The sequence below is a fragment of the Streptomyces flaveolus genome, from assembly GCF_000716535.1.
GTDB classification, from domain to species: domain Bacteria; phylum Actinomycetota; class Actinomycetes; order Streptomycetales; family Streptomycetaceae; genus Streptomyces; species Streptomyces flaveolus_A.
Genome location: NZ_JNWV01000007.1, coordinates 112,686 through 129,381 on the forward strand (window position 1 = coordinate 112,686; position 16,696 = coordinate 129,381).

Below are 16,696 nucleotides of genomic sequence, written 5' to 3' on the forward strand. Positions count from 1 at the left end.
TCAGCGTCCGCCCGGAGGGTCCTGGTCGACCCTCCGGGCCAGCACCTGGCCCGGCCAGGCGTCCGGGCCGTGGGTGTAGGTGTGCGTCGGGGTGAAGCCGTTGGCCTCGTAGTAGGCGACGAGCCCGCGGTCGTCGCCCGCGTAGCAGTCCACCCGGAGCAGGCCCACGCCGGCCCGCCGGGTCACCTCGGCGGCGTGCGTGAGCAGCGCGCTGCCCACGCCCCGCCCCTTGAAGCGGCGGTCGGAGGCGAGCCAGTGGATGTACCGCTCGGGTTCCCCGGGCGGCGGGAGGTGGGACAGGTAGGCGCCGGGCCCGTCGGTGAGGGTGAGCGTGGCGGCCGGCACGCCGTCCACCTCGGCGATGTACGTGGTGCCCTCGTCCACGGCGCGTACGACCGCCTCGACGGTCCTGGTGTGCTCCGACAGCGGCTCGGTGCCCCACTGGCCGGTCCGTCCCTGTGAGACGAGCCACTCCACACTGCTGTCGAGCATGCCCAGTATCGCGGGCAGGTCGTCGGGGCCGCCTTCTCGAATGGTGATCGCCATCGGCCCATCATGCCCGCCGGGGTCTGGGATCGTGAGGTGCATGAGACTCTTCGCCGCCGTACTGCCCCCCGGGGACGTCGTGGAGGAACTCGCCGCGGAGGTGGCCCGGTTGAGGCGGCTACCGGGTGCCGACCGGCTGCGCTGGACCGCACGCCCCGGCTGGCACTTCACCCTCGCGTTCTACGGCGAGGTCGCCGAGGACGTCGTACCCGCCCTGTCGGACCGCCTGGCCCGAGCGGCCCACCGTACGGCCCCCTTCCCGCTCGCGCTCGCGGGCGGCGGCCAGTTCGGCCGGGGCCGCGCGCTGTGGACGGGCGCCCGGGGGGACGTGGAGGCGCTGCGGCTGCTGGCCGACCGGGCGGAGGCGGCGGCGCGGAAGGCCGGGGTGCCGATGGGGGAACACCGGCGCTACAAGGCCCATCTGACGCTGGCCCGCAGCCGGGACGCGGTGGACGTACGGCCGTATGTGACGGCCCTCGCGGAGTTCGCCGGCGGGACCTGGACCGTGGCCGACCTGGCGCTGGTGCGCAGCCGTCTGCCGGCGTCCGGGGTGCCGGGCGAGCAGCCGCGGTACGAGGTGGTCGAGCGGTGGGCACTGGGCGGGGCCGGTTAGTCTCGCATACGTGGACCCGAAAACCCGGAACCGGATCATGGCCGGTGCGCTTGTGTTGATGTTCGTGGTGGTGGCCTTGGCGTCGGCTGTCAGGTAGCCGTCGGGGGGTACGCCCGGGGGGCGGCTGCGGGCCGTCCTCGGCCGGTCGCGCCCTCGCGGCGGGGCCGCATGCCGCATGCGGCCCCGCCACCCCCTCGGGGCGCTTACCAGGCGAACGCCTCCGGCGACGGGCCCGTGCCCGGGAAGATCTCGTCCAGGCCGGCCAGCAACTCCTCGCCGAGCTCCAGCTCGACCGCCCTGAGGGCCGACTCGAGCTGTCCGGCGGTGCGCGGGCCGACGATCGGGCCCGTCACGCCGGGGCGGGTCAGCAGCCAGGCCAGGGCCACCTCGCCGGGTTCCAGGCCGTGCTTGTCGACCAGGTCCTCGTAGGCCTGGATCCGCGCGCGGGCCGCCGGGTCCTTGAGGGTGTCCGCGGCCCGGCCGGAGGCGCGGCGACCGCCCTGGACCTCCTTCTTGATGACCCCGCCCAGCAGGCCGCCGTGGAGCGGCGACCAGGGGATGACCCCGAGGCCGTAGTCCTGCGCGGCCGGGATGACCTCCATCTCGGCACGGCGCTCGGCCAGGTTGTACAGGCACTGCTCGCTGACCAGGCCGATGGTGCCGCCGCGGCGGGCGGCGATCTCGTTCGCCTGGGCGATCTTGTAGCCGGGGAAGTTGCTGGAACCGGCGTAGAGGATCTTGCCCTGCTGGACGAGGACGTCGATCGCCTGCCAGATCTCCTCGAACGAGGTGTCCCGGTCGATGTGGTGGAACTGGTACAGGTCGATGTGGTCCGTCTTCAGCCGCCGCAGGCTGGCGTCCACCGAGCGCCGGATGTTCAGCGCGGAGAGCTTGTCGTGGTTGGGCCAGGCCTCGCCGTCGGCGGCCATGTTGCCGTACACCTTGGTGGCGATGACGGTCTTGTCGCGGCGGCCGTCGCCCTTGGCGAACCAGTTGCCGATGATGGACTCGGTCCGGCCCTTGTTCTCGCCCCAGCCGTACACGTTGGCCGTGTCGAAGAAGTTGATGCCCGCGTCCAGCGCCGCGTTCATGATCGCGTGGCTGTCGGCTTCGTCCGTCTGCGGACCGAAGTTCATCGTGCCGAGGACGAGTCGGCTGACCTTGAGTCCCGTGCGTCCGAGCTGCGTGTACTCCATGGTCCACCAGCCAACGGCTTGGAGTGCGCTCGAAGCAAGAGCGCCGGGGCAAGCGCTGTCGGGAACGCGCGCCGGGGCCGGCGAGGGCGTGCCTGCCCCGGCACGCGACGTACGAGCCGTTCAGCTCGACAGGTCGCCGAACATGCCGGGGTCGTAGGAGCCGCCCTGGTTGTGTACGAGCACGCCGAGCCGGTTGGCCGCGTTGATCATGGCGATCAGGTAGACCAGCGCCGTGGTCCGCTCCTCGTCGTAGTGCTTGCGCACCTCGGCCCAGGTCTCGTCGGACACGCCCGGGTGGGCGTCGGCGATCCGGGTGCCCTCCTCGGCGAGGGCCAGCGCGGCTCGCTCGGCCTCGGTGAACACGGTGGAGTGGCGCCAGGCGGCCACCAGGTGGAGGCGGACCGCGGTCTCGCCGGCCGCCGCGGCCTCCTTGGTGTGGAGGTCGACGCAGAAACCGCAGCCGTTGATCTGGCTGGCGCGCAGCATCACCAGTTCCTGGGTGGACCGGGGCAGCGTCGACTGCATGATCCCGAGGCTGACGTCGGCGAACCGCTTGCCGAGCTTCGCGCCCAGGTCGTTCTTCATCAGGTTGAGACGGGGTTCCATGTCGTGGTCCTCATCGGAAGGAGTCGGTACCGCGCCACGTCGTCGGCGCGGCGTCCTGTCGACCACGAGATGCCGGCCGGCCCGCCGGTGTGACAACGGCGGGTGTGTGACCCACGCCACCCCCACCGCCGGGCCGACGTGGTGTCGGAGGGGTGCCGTAGGGTGCGCGCAGCCGCATCACCCCTGGAGAGTCACGTGTCCGTCCCTGCCCGGCTCCGTGCCGTCGTCCCCGCACTCCTGCCGTCCGCGGAGGCGGACGTCCCCGAACTGCTCGGCCCGCCGGGCCGCCGCCTGCTCGCCCAGCGCGGCGACGACGCGCTCTGGGTCCAGCCGCTGGACGACGCCTTCGCGCCGGCGGGGGACCGGGTGCGGCTGCCCGCGCCCTGGCCGCGCCGGCGCGGGACATGGGCGGTGGCGCCGGACGCGAGCCTGGCCGTGTTCGCGGGCGTGCACGCGGTCCGGGCGGTGGAGCCGTCGGGGGCGACGCGCTGGGAGGTCCGGCACGGCTGCTGGTACGGCGCCTGCCGCGAACAGCACACGTCGTACGAGGAGTACGGCGACCGCGCCGACCACCGTTACCCGGAGGGCGGCTCCGCCGGGTTCTCCGTGGACGGGGCGTACGTGTGGGCGCACCTACGCGCGCCGCTGGCGGTGGGGGAGTTGGGCCCGGACGTCGTCGACGAGTGGCTGCTGCTGGACGCGCGGGACGGGCGGGTGCTCGCGCGGGCCGACGCCGAGGCCGCGGCGGCGGGCAGCTTCCATCTGCCGCACCCGGTGGATCCCGGACAGATGGGGCTGAGCATCGGGGAGGGCCAGGACGGGGCGCCGCTGCGCTGGGGCCGCTGGGACGGGACGGAGCTGTCCGTCCGTCACGTCGCGGGCGATCTGACCCTGATGGGCGTGAGCCCCTCGGGCGAGCGGCTGCTGACGGTGACCCACGACCAGGACACCCTGGCGGTCCGCGACACCGACGGCTCGGTGCCGGAGGGCCTGGAGTGGGACGCCGGGACGGCCGTCCCCCGGCACCCCGAGGCCGAGCCGGACAACGACGAGGCGCTTCCCTACTGGGACTGGGCGGGCGGCTTCCTCGACGGGACGACCCTGATCTGCTCGACCGTCGAGGCCGACGAGGAGTGGGGGGAGGGGCGGCACTGGCTCCTCGGCATGGCGGGGGCGCGCACACCGGTGGAGGTCGACTACCCGGTACCGGTCGGCATCCGGCCGCCCATGGCCACCCTGGGCGACGGCAGGTGGGTGACGCCGGCGGACTCGGGGGAGGCGTTGTACGTGTGGGAGCGGGGTTAGTCGCGGGGGAAGTCGGCGGTCCTGAGGGTGAGGCCGAGCGGAGTTGTCGTGAGGTCGGCGTCGGTGCCGTAATCGACGCGCATCTCGCAGGTGTACTCGCCCTTCTTGGGCTCCGTGTACACATGGCACCTGCCCTGGTACGGGTCGGCGACGAGGTATACCGGGACCCCTGCGCGAGCGTACGCGGTCTTTTTGGGCCCGTAGTCGTTGTGGGCCGTCCCCTTCGAGACCACCTCGGCGACGAATTCCACGTCTTCGTGACGCCAGCGCCCGTCGTCGTCCCTCGCCGCGCCTTCGCGCAACTTGGCCACGTCGGGGCAGAAGCCGTTCCCGTTGCCGGGGAAGTCGATGCGGACGTCCGAGAAGACGCGCGCGGAGCGCCTCCCGAAGCGGTCTTCGAGCGCCCAGAGGATCTCGCGGATGGTTTGCCAGTGGACGTCCCGCTGCGGCGTCATGAAGACATCGCCCCCCACGACCTCGACCTTGTAACCGTCGGGGACGGGCATCCGCTCAAGCCGCTCGAACCACTCGTCCAAGCGCGTGGTGTTGGCATCAGCCATCTTGATCTCGATCCTGTCTTCCAGGACGGTCATCGTGGCGCTCCTCCCCGGCCGCTCCCCGGAAGAGTGCGGCCGCGCGGTACAACGATACGTACCCCGGCCGGGACGCGCCGGAATCCGGTCGAAGCGATCAGGCCACGTACACCCCGCCGACCCCCCACGCCTCCCGCATCGCCCCCGCGAACGCCTCCGCGATCAGGTGCTCCCCGCGCGCGTTGGGATGCGTGCCGTCGTAGGTGTCGGTGTGGATGTCGTACCCCTCCGGCGGCGAGGCGAGCAGGAGCGGTGAGCGGGGTTCGTCCAGGTCGGCGACCGCCTTGGCGAGCAGCACGTTGAACCGGTCGACCTGCTCGGCGAAGGGCGCGTCGGCCGCCGCCCGGATGTTCGGGATGACCGGCAGCAGCACCATCCGGATGCGCGGGTCCGCCTCCCGGGCGCCCGCCACGAAGGCCCGTACGTTCTCCGCGGTCTGCTCGGCGTTGGTGTAGAAGCCGAGGTCGATCAGGCCCAGGGAGACCAGGAGGACGTCGGGGCGGTGGGCGCGCACCGCGTCGCCGATCAGCGGGGCCATGTGCAGCCAGCCCTCGCCCCAGCCCGCGAGGTGGGCGCGCGGGAAGCCGGGTTCGGCGTAGGCGAGGGACGTCGGGGCGTCGGCCTGCTTGTCGTACAACGTCTCGCGCGGCCCGACGAAGGTGCACGGGCCGCCGTACGCCACGCACAGGTGCTGCCACAGCCGGTAACGCCATGTGTGTTCGCCCGCGCTCCCGATCGTCATGGAGTCGCCCACGGGCATGAACCTAAGCATCCGGTCATGATGGACGATCTCCGTGACACCTGGGGCCGGTGGTGACTGTGAGGCGGACCACGTCCCCCGGTCCCCGGTGGCCGCGTGTCCTGAACCCCCGGCGGGAATGGCAGGCTTGGGGCATGCGTCGATCGTTCGCCGTCCTCGCCGGGGTGCTGCTCGCCGGTGCCTGCGTGCTGCCCGCCTCCGCCGCCGACGGAACCGCCGACGGGGCGGGCGACCAGGGGTTCACCCTCAAGGACCCACGGATCACCGAGTCCAGCGGGCTCGCCGCCTCCCGGCTGCACCCCGGCATCTACTGGACGCACAACGACAGCGACGACGGGCCCTACCTCTACGCGGTGGACAGCGCGACCGGGAAGACGGTCGCCCGGATCACCCTGCGCGGGATCGGCTCCCCGCGTGACGTCGAGGCCATCTCCATCGGCCCGCACAACGAGATCTACGTCGGTGACATCGGCGACAACTTCGGCGGCAAGTGGCCCTACGTGTGGATCTACCGGCTGCCCGAGCCGAAGAACCTCACGGACCAGACGGTCACGGCCACGCAGTACGTCGTGAAGTACTCCGACGGGCCGCGCGACGCCGAGTCGCTGCTCGTCCACCCGAAGACCGGACGCGTCTACATCATCGACAAGAAGGAGGACGGCGGGCACCTGTACGAGGGCCCGGCCACCCTCTCCACCTCGGGCGCGAACGTCTTCAAGCCCATCGCCGCCGTGGACCTCTGGGCCACCGACGCCGCCTTCTCCCCGGACGGCCGGGACCTCGCCGTGCGCGGCTACTTCGGCGGCATCCACTACCGCTGGAACGGCGGCCGGATCAAGCGCGAGGGGCGTCTGGAGGTCCCGTTGCAGGGGCAGGGGGAGTCCGTGTCGTACTCCGCCGACGGCACCAAGCTGATGTACGGCAGCGAGGGCGCCGACAGCGCCGTACAGGCCGTCGACGCGCCCGACCGGCCCGACGCCGGGTCATCCTCGGCCAAGGGGGGTTCGGACGCCTCGGCGGACAAGGGCGGCGGCGGGAGCCTCAAGGTCGGTGCCGTGATCGTCGTGGTCGGTGTGGCGGCCCTGTTCGGCCTGCGCCGGATGCGCCGCGGCTGAACGGGGGCGAGGCTCGCCCGACGGGCCCGGCAGGGAGACCCGGCAGTGACGGCGAAGGGGCGCCCGGCGGTGCCGGGCGCCCCTTCGGTCAACCGTGTCCGGGACGGTCAGAGCTTCTCGATCACGTAGTCGACGCACTTCGTCAGCGCCTCGACGTCCGCCGGGTCGATCGCCGGGAACATCGCGACGCGCAGCTGGTTGCGGCCGAGCTTGCGGTACGGCTCGGTGTCCACGATGCCGTTCGCGCGCAGCACCTTGGCGACGGCGGCGGCGTCGATCTCGTCGGAGAAGTCGATCGTGCCGATCACCTGCGACCGCTTGGCCGGGTCGGAGACGAACGGGGTGGCGTACTTGGCCTCCTCCGCCCAGGTGTACAGCCGGGTCGAGGAGTCCTTCGTACGGGCCGTGGACCAGGCGAGGCCGCCCTGGCCGTTGAGCCACTCGAGCTGCTCGTTCAGCAGGAACAGGGTGGCGAGGGCCGGGGTGTTGTACGTCTGGTTCTTGCGGGAGTTGTCGATCGCCGTGGGGAGAGAGAAGAACTCCGGGACGTGCCGGCCGGAGGCGTGGATCCGCTCGGCGCGCTCGATCGCGGCCGGGGAGAAGACGCCGATCCACAGGCCGCCGTCGGAGGCGAAGGACTTCTGCGGGGCGAAGTAGTAGACGTCGGTCTCGGCGATGTCGACCGGGAGGCCGCCCGCGCCGGAGGTGGCGTCCACGAGGACGAGCGCGCCCTCGTCGGCGCCGGCCACGCGCCGGATCGGCATGGCGACACCGGTGGAGGTCTCGTTGTGGGTGAAGGCGTAGACGTCGACGCCGGCCTCGGCCCGCGGCTCCGGGTGGGTGCCGGGCTCGGAGGCGATGACCGTGGGCTCGGCCAGCCAGGGCGCCAGCTTCGCGGCCTTGGCGAACTTCGAGGAGAACTCGCCGAAGTTCAGGTGCTGCGACTTGTTCTCGATCAGGCCGTGCGTGGCGATGTCCCAGAAGGCGGTGGAGCCGCCGTTGCCGAGGACGACCTCGTAGCCCTCGGGGAGGGAGAACAGCTCGGAGATGCCCTCGCGGACCTTGCCGACCAGGTTCTTCACCGGCGCCTGCCGGTGGGAGGTGCCCAGCAGGGAGGTACCGGTGGCGGCGAGGGCGTCCAGCGCCTCGGTGCGCACCTTGGAGGGGCCGGCGCCGAAGCGTCCGTCGGCGGGCTTGATGTCTGCGGGAATCTGGATGTCGGCCACGGGACGAGGTTAGCCCGTGGCGGAGAGCGAGGTGGAGACGTGTCCGTTCGATGAGACGAGATCACCGGGACGTGGACTTGTGAGGTTGTACGACGATACGCGCGGGCCTGTGGAAAACATGCGGTGACCGTGCGTGAGCGGATGCATCCTGGACGCATGAGGGATCGAGCGGGTGTCGCGGGGGCCGCCGGAGGTGCCGGGGCTGCGGGCGCGGGCGTCACCGAGCTTGCCGGTGCGCTGCGCGAGGCAGTGCGGGGCGAGGTCGGGTTCGACGCCACCGCCCGGGCGCTGGTCACCATGGACGCCTCCAACTACCGGCGCGTCCCCCTCGGGGTCGTGGCCCCCAGGGACGCGGACGACGTGGCCGCCGTGCTGGAGGTGTGCCGGGCGCGCGGGGTGCCGGTGGTGGCGCGGGGCGGGGGCACGTCGATCGCCGGGCAGGCCACCGGCACCGGCGTCGTGCTGGACTTCACCCGGCACATGACCGGCCTGCTGGAGCTGGACCCGGGCAGCCGCACGGCCGTGGTGCAGCCGGGGCTGGTGCTCGACCGGCTCCAGGAGGCCGCAGCACCGCACGGGCTGCGGTTCGGCCCCGACCCGTCCACGCACAGCAGGTGCACGCTCGGCGGGATGATCGGCAACAACTCGTGCGGCTCCCACTCGGTCGCCTGGGGCACGACCGCGGACAGCGTGCGGGAGCTGTCCGTGATCACCGCGCGCGGGCGGCGGCTGCGGCTCGGGCCGGGCTGGGCGGGCGCCCCGGACGGGCTGCGAGAGCTGGCCGAGGGCGAACTCGCCCGGCTGCGCACGGGTTTCCCGGACCTGCCCCGCCGCATCTCCGGGTTCGCGCTGGACGCGCTGCTGCCGGAGAAGGGCGCGGACGTCGCCCGCTCCTTCTGCGGCTCGGAGGGCACCCTGGGCATCCTCACCGAGGCCGTGGTCGGCCTGGTCGAGGCCCCGCGCGCGCGTGCCCTGGCCGTGCTGGCGTACCCCGACGAGAGCGCGGCCGCCGAGGCCGCCGCCGGCCTGCTGCCGCTGCGGCCGCTCACGGTGGAGGGCATGGCCGCCGACCTGGTGCCGGCCGGCGCGGGGCTGCCCGCGGGAGGCGCCTGGCTGTTCGTGGAGACCGGCGGGCGGACGGCGGCGGAGGCACGCGCGCGTGCGGAGGACGTCGTCCGCGCCGCCGACACCGTGTCCGCGCTGGTCGTCACCGACCCGGCGGACCAGCGGGCCCTGTGGCGCATCCGCGAGGACGCGTCCGGCACGGCCACCCGGATGCCGGACGGCACGGAGGCCTGGCCCGGCTGGGAGGACTGCGCGGTGCCACCGGCCCGGCTCGGCGCCTACCTGCGCGACTTCCGCGCTCTCCTCGCCGCCCACGGCCTGCGGGGCACGCCGTACGGCCACTTCGGCGACGGCTGCATCCACGTCCGCATCGACTTCGACCTGCTCACCGAGGCAGGCGTCGGCCGCTTCCGCCGCTTCTCAGAGGAACTGGCCGACCTGGTGGTGGCCCACGGCGGCTCCCTGTCCGGGGAGCACGGCGACGGGCAGGCCCGCGCGGAACTGCTGCCCCGCATGTACGGCGAGGAGACGGTACGGCTCTTCGAGCGGGCCAAGGCGGTCTGGGACCCCGACGACCTGCTCAACCCCGGCATGCTGGTCCGCCCGGCGCCGCTCGACTCCAACCTCCGCTTCGCCGTCCTGCCGGGCCGCCCGGTCGACGTCGCCTTCGGCTACCCGGCGGACGGGGGCGACTTCGCCGCGGCCGTCCGCCGCTGCGTCGGCGTCGCCAAGTGCCGTACGACCACGGCGGCCGGCCCCGCCGTGATGTGCCCCTCCTTCCGGGCCACCGGCGAGGAGGAGCACTCCACCCGCGGCCGGGCCCGGCTGCTGCACGAGATGCTCGCGGGCGAGCTGATCACCGACGGCTGGCGGTCCCCGGAGGTCCGGGACGCCCTCGACCTGTGCCTGTCCTGCAAGGGCTGCCGCTCGGACTGCCCGGTCGGCGTCGACATGGCCACCTACAAGGCGGAGTTCCTGCACCACCACTACGCCGGCCGCCGCCGCCCCGCCGCCCACCACACCATGGGCCGGCTCCCGGAATGGCTCCGCTGGGCCGCCCGCACGCGGACGGCTCCGCTGCTCAACGCCCTGGCCCGGGTGGGCCCGTTGGCCCGCCTCGGCAAACGGCTGGCCGGGATCACACCGGAACGGGAGATCCCGCGACTGGCGACGCGGACGTTCACGGGGTGGTGGCGCGGCCGGGGGCCTGCTGGAGGCGGGGCTGCCGGAGGGCCGAGGGCTGGGAGCGCGGGGGACCCGCCCGCACCGGGTGCCGGCGGCCTGCCCGAGCCGGGCGCCGGAAACCTGGTCGTTCTCTGGCCGGACACCTTCACCGAGCATTTCGCGCCGTCCGCCGGCCGGGCCGCCGTGCGGGTGCTGGAGGCCGCCGGGCTGCGCGTGGCCCTGCCGCCGACGCTGCTGCTGCGCCGGGGAGCGATCGCCGACGGCAGGACCAGGGCGGCGACCGCGCTGCTCGCGGCCCGCCGGGCCCGGGTCTGCTGCGGACTGACCTACGTCTCCACCGGCCAGCTCGACCGCGCCCGCACGGTTCTGCGCCGCACGCTGGACCTGATGGAACCGGTGCTGCGGGCCGGGGTCCCGGTCGTCGTCCTGGAACCGAGCTGCGCCGCGGCCCTCCGCACCGACCTCCCGGACCTGCTGCCCGACGACCCGCGCGCCGCCCGGCTGTCCGCCGCCGTCCACACCTTCGCCGAGACCCTGGAGCGGCACGCCCCGCACTGGACCCCGCCCGCCGTCGACCGCCCGGTCGCCGGCCAGACCCACTGCCACCAGCACGCGGTGCTCGGCGACACCCCCGACCGCCGGCTGCGCACCGCCGCCGGCCTCACCGGCGACCTGAGCGGAGGCTGCTGCGGACTGGCGGGCAACTTCGGCTTCGAGAAAGGCCACTTCGAGATCTCCCGGGCCTGCGCGGAGGAACAGCTCCTGCCCTCGGTACGGCAGGCCCCGCCGGACACGGTGATCCTGGCGGACGGCTTCTCCTGCCGCACCCAGCTGGGCCAACTCGCCGGAGTCCGGGGCCGGCACCTGGCGGAGGTACTGGCCGAGGCGCTGGACCGGCGTGCGGGGGGTGCGGAGTGAGGCGGGGCTACAGGCGCCGCGGGTTCGCAGTCTTGGTCGGGGGTGCCGAATGACCCAGGAGTACACGCGGTTGGCCGTGCTGTCCGACATCCACGGCGTGCTGCCCGCCCTGGAGGCGGTCCTGGCGGAGCCCGAGGTGGCCGCGGCCGAGCGGATCGTCCTCACCGGGGACATCACGGCGGGCCCCCAGCCGGCCGAGGTGCTGGACCTGCTGCGCGAGCAGGGCGACCGGGTGCTGTGGATCGGCGGCAACGCGGACCGGGAGCTGGTGGAGTACCGGCGGGGCGAGCGCACGGAGATCCCGGACCCGATCGGCCCGTACGCCGCCCGGGCGCTGCGCCCGGACCAGGTCGACTTCCTGGCCGCCCTGCCACGCACTCGCACCCTGCGCGTGCGCGGCCTCGGCCCGGTCCTCTTCTGCCACGCCACCCCGCGCGACGACGAGGAACTGGTCCTGGTCGACTCGCGCCCGGCCCGCTGGACGGAGGTCTTCACCGGCCTGCCGCCCGACGTCGGCACGGTCGTCTGCGGCCACACCCACATGCCGTACGTCCGCCTGGCCCACGGCCGCCTGGTGGTCAACCCCGGCAGCGTCGGCATGCCCTACGGCCGTCCGGGCGCCCACTGGTGCCTCCTCGGCCCCGGGACCGACCTGCGTGTGACGCCGTACGACATTCCGGCGGCGGTGGCCCGGCTGGCCCGGGAGTGCGCCTACCCGGACATCGCCGCCTGGGCCGACCACTTCCTGTACGCCCGGGCGACGGACACGGACGTGCTGGAGGCGTGGGGACCGAAGGACGGGCGGTGCGCTTCGTAGGGTGAGGACACCCGCGATCTTCACGGCCCTCGGCATCGTCATGGGAACCGCCGTCAGGAACGCCGGTGTCGTCGTCGTGGAACCGGCCTCGCCCTTGAAGGAGCCCCGCCCATGTCGCTCACCCTCCGTCCCCTCACCCGTGCCGAGCACCTCGCCTTCGTGGCGGAGCGGCCCTCGGTCAGCCACATGCAGGTGCCGTCGTGGGGGGACGTGAAACCGGACTGGCGGGCCGAGAGCCTGGGATGGTTCGAGGCGGACGGGCGGCTCGTGGGGGCCGGGTTGGTGCTGCTGCGGCCGTTGCCCAGGGTGAAGCGGTATCTGGCCTACCTCCCCGAGGGGCCCGTGATCGACTGGGACGCGCCCGACCTGGAGCGCTGGCTGGAGCCGATGCTGGCCCACCTCAAGGCCCGGGGCGCCTTCTCGGTGAAGATGGGGCCGCCCGTGGTGGCCCGGCGGTGGAGCCCGGAGGCGGTCAAGGCCGCGATCGCCGACCCCGGCGCGCACCGGCTGCGCGACGTGCCGGCGACGTCGTGCGAGCGGGGCCTGGACCTCGCCGAGCGGCTGCGCGGCATGGGCTGGCAGCAGACCGAGCCGGGCGGGGAGGAGGGGTTCGCCGCCGGGCAGCCCCGCTACGTGTGCCAGATCCCGTTCGCGGGCCGGTCCCTGGAGGACATCCACCGCGGGCTCAACCAGCAGTGGCGGCGCAACATCAAGAAGGCCGAGAAGGCGGGCGTGAAGATCGTCCGGGGCGGCCCGGAGGACCTGCCGGTCTTCTACGACCTCTACGCCGAGACCGCCGAGCGCGACCGCTTCATCCCGCGCCCCCTGCCGTACTTCCAGCGCATGTGGACCGCGCTCACCGCGGAGCACCCCGATCGGATGCGGCTCTACCTCGCCCACCACGACGGGGACGTCCTCGCCGCGGCCACCATGCTGATCGTCGGCGGGCACGTCTGGTACTCCTACGGCGCCTCCACCAGCCGCAAGCGCGAGGTGCAGCCCAACAACGCCCTGCAGTGGCGGATGATGTGCGACGCCCATGAACTGGGCGCGCACGTCTACGACTTCCGGGGCATCACCGACACCCTGGAGGAGTCCAACCATCTGCTCGGCCTGCTCCGCTTCAAGGTGGGCGCGGGCGGTGGGGCCGTCGAGTACGCGGGGGAGTGGGACTTCCCGCTGAACCGGCTGCTGCACAAGGCCTTCGACATGTATATGGCCCGCCGCTGAGGTCGCTCTCAGGTTCTTGGCCGAACTCCCAGCTTTCGGGTACGGGAGCGGGCACGCGTACGGGAACGGGGACGCGAAGGGGCATGAGGCGTACGCCCGGGCGTCCTCAGCGACACACCTCCCGGCAGACCCACCGGCATACGCCCCGGCGAACGCCCCGGCGTACGGGAGCGTCGGGTCCGTGCCCTCGGCCCTGCCGGACGGCCGTCCGCTGTTCCGTGACGAGGAGGCGTGGCCGGGGGGCACCTGATCCCAGCATCCGGGACAGTCCCGTCAAGGGTTCACGCACCTGTCCAAGTCCATTACCCTGGACCTGGTAGTACATCGAGATGCACGAACCCGATCAAGCCCAGGACCGCTCGTGACCGCCCCACTCAGCACCACCACGCCGACCCCGACCACCTCCGGAGACGGCAGGCATCCCTCCGCCCCGCGCGGCCCCCTCGGCTCACTCGGACCCGTCGGGCTGGTGCTCGCCGGTGGCATCTCGGTGCAGTTCGGCGGCGCGCTGGCGGTCACGCTGATGCCGAGGGCCGGCGCCCTGGGCGTCGTCACCCTGCGCCTGCTCGCCGCGGCCGTCGTCCTCCTGCTGGTCTGCCGGCCCCGGCTGCGCGGCCACTCCCGGGCCGACTGGGGCACGGTGATCGTCTTCGGTATCACCATGGCCGCGATGAACGGCCTGTTCTACGAAGCGGTCGCCCGCATCCCGCTGGGCCCGGCGGTCACCCTCGAAGTCCTGGGCCCGCTGGCCCTGTCCGTCCTGGCCTCCCGCCGCGCGATCAACGCCCTCTGGGCCGGCTTGGCCCTCGCCGGTGTCTTCCTGCTCGGCGGCGGAGGCTTCGGCAATCTGGACCCCACAGGTGTCGGCTTCGCCCTGGGTGCGGGCACCATGTGGGCGGCCTACATACTCTTCAGCGCCCGTACGGGCCGCCGCTTCCCGCAGGCGGACGGCCTGGCGCTGGCCATGGCGGTCGCGGCCCTCCTCTTCCTCCCCCTGGGCATCGCCGAGGCCGGCTCCCGGCTCCTTGACCCCACCACCGTCGCCCTCGGCTCGGCGGTGGCCCTGCTCTCCTCGGTCCTGCCCTACACCCTCGAACTCCTGGCCCTGCGCCGGCTGCCGGCCCCCACCTTCGCCATCCTCATGAGCCTGGAACCGGCCATCGCGGCCACGGCCGGCTTCCTGATCCTCGGCCAGTCCCTCACCCCCACCGAGGCCGCCGCGATCGCCCTGGTCATAGCGGCGACGATCGGTGCGGTACGCACCCAGACGTCCCGACCGAAGCCCGGCCTGCGGGCACCCGAGGCCTGACGCTCGACGGCCGCCCGCTTCCACGAGATCCGCACCCCGCTCACCCTGCACGTCCCGCTGCGCTCCCGCACACTCCTGTGTGTGGCCTGAAGGGGCGAAGACGGACGGAAGGCGGATCTCGTGACCGACGCTCGTGACACCAACCTCAGCCCGCTGAAGGTCACCGCCCGGGGGCGGGCCGTCCTCGCCGATCCGCGGATCAATCGCGGTACCGCCTTCACCGAGGAGGAGCGTCGCGCCCTCGACCTCGTCGGGCTGGTCCCACCCCGCGTGCTGACCCAGGACGAGCAGGCCGAACGCGCCTACGGCCAGTTCCGGGACCAGTCGGGCGACCTGGCGAAGAGCGTGTACCTGACCGCGCTGCACGACCGCAACGAGGTGCTGTTCTACCGGCTCGTCGGCGACCACCTCGAAGAGATGCTGCCCATCGTGTACACGCCCACCGTGGGCACGGCGATCCGCCGCTACAGCACGGAGTACCGACGCCCGCGCGGTGTCTACCTCTCCGTGGACGCCCCCGGCGACATCGAACGCTCCCTGCGCGCCCACGGCCTCGGCGCTGACGACGTCGACCTGATCGTGGCCACGGACGGCGAGGGCATCCTCGGCATCGGCGACTGGGGCGTCGGCGGCATCGACATCGCCGTCGGCAAGCTCGCCGTCTACACGGCCGCCGCCGGCATCGACCCGCGCCGCACCCTGCCCGTCATGCTCGACGTCGGCACCAACCGCCAGGAACTCCTCGACAACCCCCTGTATCTCGGCAACCGCCACCCCCGCGCCGACCGCGACACCTACGACGCCTTCATCGACGCCTACGTCACCACCGCGTCCCGGCTCTTCCCGCACGCCCTGCTGCACTGGGAGGACTTCGGCACCGCCAACGCCCGCCGCATCCTCGACCGCTACCGCGACCAGGTCTGCACCTTCAACGACGACATCCAGGGCACCGGCGCCGTCAACCTCGCCGCCGTCCTGTCCGGCGTCCGCGCCACCGGTATGCCCCTGCCCGAGCACCGGATCGTCGTCTTCGGCGCCGGCACCGCCGGCATCGGCGTCGCCGACCAGCTGCGCGACGCCCTGATCGCCGAGGGCCTGTCCGCCGAGCAGGCCACCGCCCGCTTCTGGTGCGTGGACCGGTACGGACTGCTCACCACCGACCAGGGCGACCAGCTCCGGGACGTGCAGAAGCAGTACGCCCGCCCCGCCGACGAGGTGGCCGGCTGGCGCCGGGACGAGAGCCTGCGCGGCATCCCGTTGGACGAGGTGGTCCGCCGGGTCCGCCCGACCATCCTGATCGGCACCTCCGGCCAGGGCGGGTCCTTCACGGAGGAGCTCGTCCGCGAGATGGCCCGGCACACCGAACGCCCGATCATCCTGCCGATGTCCAACCCGACCGACCTCGCCGAGGCCACCCCCGTCGACCTGCTCGACTGGACCGGCGGCAGGGCCCTGGTGGCCACCGGCAGCCCCTTCGCCCCGGTTGAGCGGGACGGTACGACGTACGAGATCGGCCAGGCCAACAACGCGCTGGTCTTCCCCGGCCTCGGCCTCGGTGTGATCGTCGCCCGCGCCTCCCGCATCACCGACCGCATGCTCCGCGCGGCGGCCGACGCGGTGGCCCACCGGACCGGTGACACCGAGGTCGCCCACGCCGACGCGCCGGTCCTCCCGCCGATCCGCGACCTGCGCACCACCTCGGAGGCGGTCGCGGTGGCCGTGGCCCGCGCGGCGGTGGACGAGGGCGTCGCCCGGGCCGACCTGGACGACATCGAGACGGCGGTACGCGCGACCCGCTGGGAGCCGGTGTATCCACCGGTGGAAGCGGTGTGACCTCCGGTCGGGTCGGGGTGGTGCGGGTAGTGGTGTGACCTCCGGTCGGGTCGGGGTGGTGCGGGTAGTGGTGTGACCTCCGGTCGGGTCGGGGTGGTGCGGGTAGTGGTGTGGCCTCCGGTCGGGTCGGGGTGGTGCGGGTAGTGGTGTGGCCTCCGGTCGGGGTGGTGCGGGCAGTGGAGTGGCCTTCGGACCGGTCGGGGTCGTGCGGGCAGCGATGTGACCGACCCCCGGTCGAGGCTGCGGGGAGCGGTGTGACCGCCGGTCCTGTCGGGGCCGAGCGCGCTGTGGTGTGACCGCCGGTCGGGCAGCCGTGTGACCGCCGATCGGGCAGCCGTGTGACCGCCGGTCGGGCAGCCGTGTGGCCGCCGGTCGGGCA

14 protein-coding genes are annotated in these 16,696 nt (G+C 73.3%); 8 read left to right on the forward strand and 6 right to left on the reverse strand.

Annotated elements, in window-relative coordinates; genetic code table 11:
- Entirely contained in the window at positions 1-546 is a 546-nt protein-coding gene (locus OO52_RS09290) for a GNAT family N-acetyltransferase (protein WP_030642978.1), read from the reverse strand.
- 40 nt (positions 547-586) lie between these two features.
- Here OO52_RS09290 and thpR point away from each other — a divergent pair, with 40 nt between their 5' ends.
- Positions 587-1,159 carry an RNA 2',3'-cyclic phosphodiesterase gene (thpR, locus tag OO52_RS09295; protein WP_030642977.1) on the forward strand — a complete coding sequence of 191 codons (573 nt, stop codon included), beginning with the start codon at positions 587-589 and terminating at the stop codon, positions 1,157-1,159.
- Positions 1,160-1,362: 203 nt separating this feature from the next.
- Here thpR and OO52_RS09300 read toward each other — a convergent pair whose 3' ends face one another.
- On the reverse strand, positions 1,363-2,355 hold the full coding sequence (locus tag OO52_RS09300) for an aldo/keto reductase (protein ID WP_030642976.1): 993 nt from the start codon (positions 2,353-2,355) through the stop codon (positions 1,363-1,365).
- Positions 2,356-2,475: 120 nt separating this feature from the next.
- Positions 2,476-2,961 (reverse strand): carboxymuconolactone decarboxylase family protein, encoded by a 486-nt coding sequence (locus tag OO52_RS09305; protein WP_030642975.1) that lies wholly within the window; start codon positions 2,959-2,961, stop codon positions 2,476-2,478.
- Positions 2,962-3,156: 195 nt separating this feature from the next.
- Here OO52_RS09305 and OO52_RS09310 point away from each other — a divergent pair, with 195 nt between their 5' ends.
- A complete protein-coding gene (locus tag OO52_RS09310; protein WP_030642974.1) occupies positions 3,157-4,266 on the forward strand; it encodes a hypothetical protein in 1,110 nt (369 codons plus the stop codon).
- Here the strand turns inward: OO52_RS09310 and OO52_RS09315 are convergent.
- Together OO52_RS09315 and OO52_RS09320 are read right to left on the reverse strand one after the other, a co-directional pair.
- Positions 4,263-4,859 (reverse strand): Uma2 family endonuclease, encoded by a 597-nt coding sequence (locus OO52_RS09315; RefSeq protein WP_030642973.1) that lies wholly within the window; start codon positions 4,857-4,859, stop codon positions 4,263-4,265. The genes OO52_RS09310 and OO52_RS09315 overlap by 4 nt on opposite strands.
- A gap of 97 nt (positions 4,860-4,956) precedes the next feature.
- Positions 4,957-5,631 (reverse strand): SGNH/GDSL hydrolase family protein, encoded by a 675-nt coding sequence (locus tag OO52_RS09320; protein WP_030642971.1) that lies wholly within the window; start codon positions 5,629-5,631, stop codon positions 4,957-4,959.
- Positions 5,632-5,753: 122 nt separating this feature from the next.
- Here OO52_RS09320 and OO52_RS09325 point away from each other — a divergent pair, with 122 nt between their 5' ends.
- Entirely contained in the window at positions 5,754-6,734 is a 981-nt protein-coding gene (locus tag OO52_RS09325; protein WP_030642969.1) for a hypothetical protein, read from the forward strand.
- Positions 6,735-6,841: 107 nt separating this feature from the next.
- Here the strand turns inward: OO52_RS09325 and serC are convergent, their stop codons facing one another.
- Complete coding sequence (gene serC, locus OO52_RS09330) at positions 6,842-7,960, reverse strand: phosphoserine transaminase (protein WP_030642967.1); 1,119 nt, start codon at positions 7,958-7,960, stop codon at positions 6,842-6,844.
- A 156-nt stretch (positions 7,961-8,116) separates the two neighbouring features.
- Here serC and OO52_RS09335 point away from each other — a divergent pair, with 156 nt between their 5' ends.
- The 5 genes from OO52_RS09335 (at position 8,117) to OO52_RS09355 (ending at position 16,317) form a co-directional block, all read left to right on the forward strand.
- Positions 8,117-11,128 carry an FAD-binding and (Fe-S)-binding domain-containing protein gene (locus OO52_RS09335; protein ID WP_051818310.1) on the forward strand — a complete coding sequence of 1,004 codons (3,012 nt, stop codon included), beginning with the start codon at positions 8,117-8,119 and terminating at the stop codon, positions 11,126-11,128.
- A 49-nt stretch (positions 11,129-11,177) separates the two neighbouring features.
- Positions 11,178-11,945, forward strand: coding sequence for a metallophosphoesterase family protein (locus OO52_RS09340; protein ID WP_030642963.1), 768 nt, complete (start codon positions 11,178-11,180; stop codon positions 11,943-11,945).
- Positions 11,946-12,056: 111 nt separating this feature from the next.
- Positions 12,057-13,175: a lipid II:glycine glycyltransferase FemX gene (locus tag OO52_RS09345; RefSeq protein ID WP_030642961.1), complete on the forward strand. Its 1,119-nt coding sequence runs from the start codon at positions 12,057-12,059 to the stop codon at positions 13,173-13,175.
- Between the two features lie 361 nt (positions 13,176-13,536).
- Positions 13,537-14,484, forward strand: a complete 948-nt coding sequence (locus tag OO52_RS09350) for an EamA family transporter (protein WP_030642958.1) — start codon at positions 13,537-13,539, stop codon at positions 14,482-14,484.
- Between the two features lie 120 nt (positions 14,485-14,604).
- On the forward strand, positions 14,605-16,317 hold the full coding sequence (locus OO52_RS09355; protein ID WP_030642956.1) for an NAD-dependent malic enzyme: 1,713 nt from the start codon (positions 14,605-14,607) through the stop codon (positions 16,315-16,317).
- Positions 16,318-16,696 lie beyond the last annotated feature (379 nt).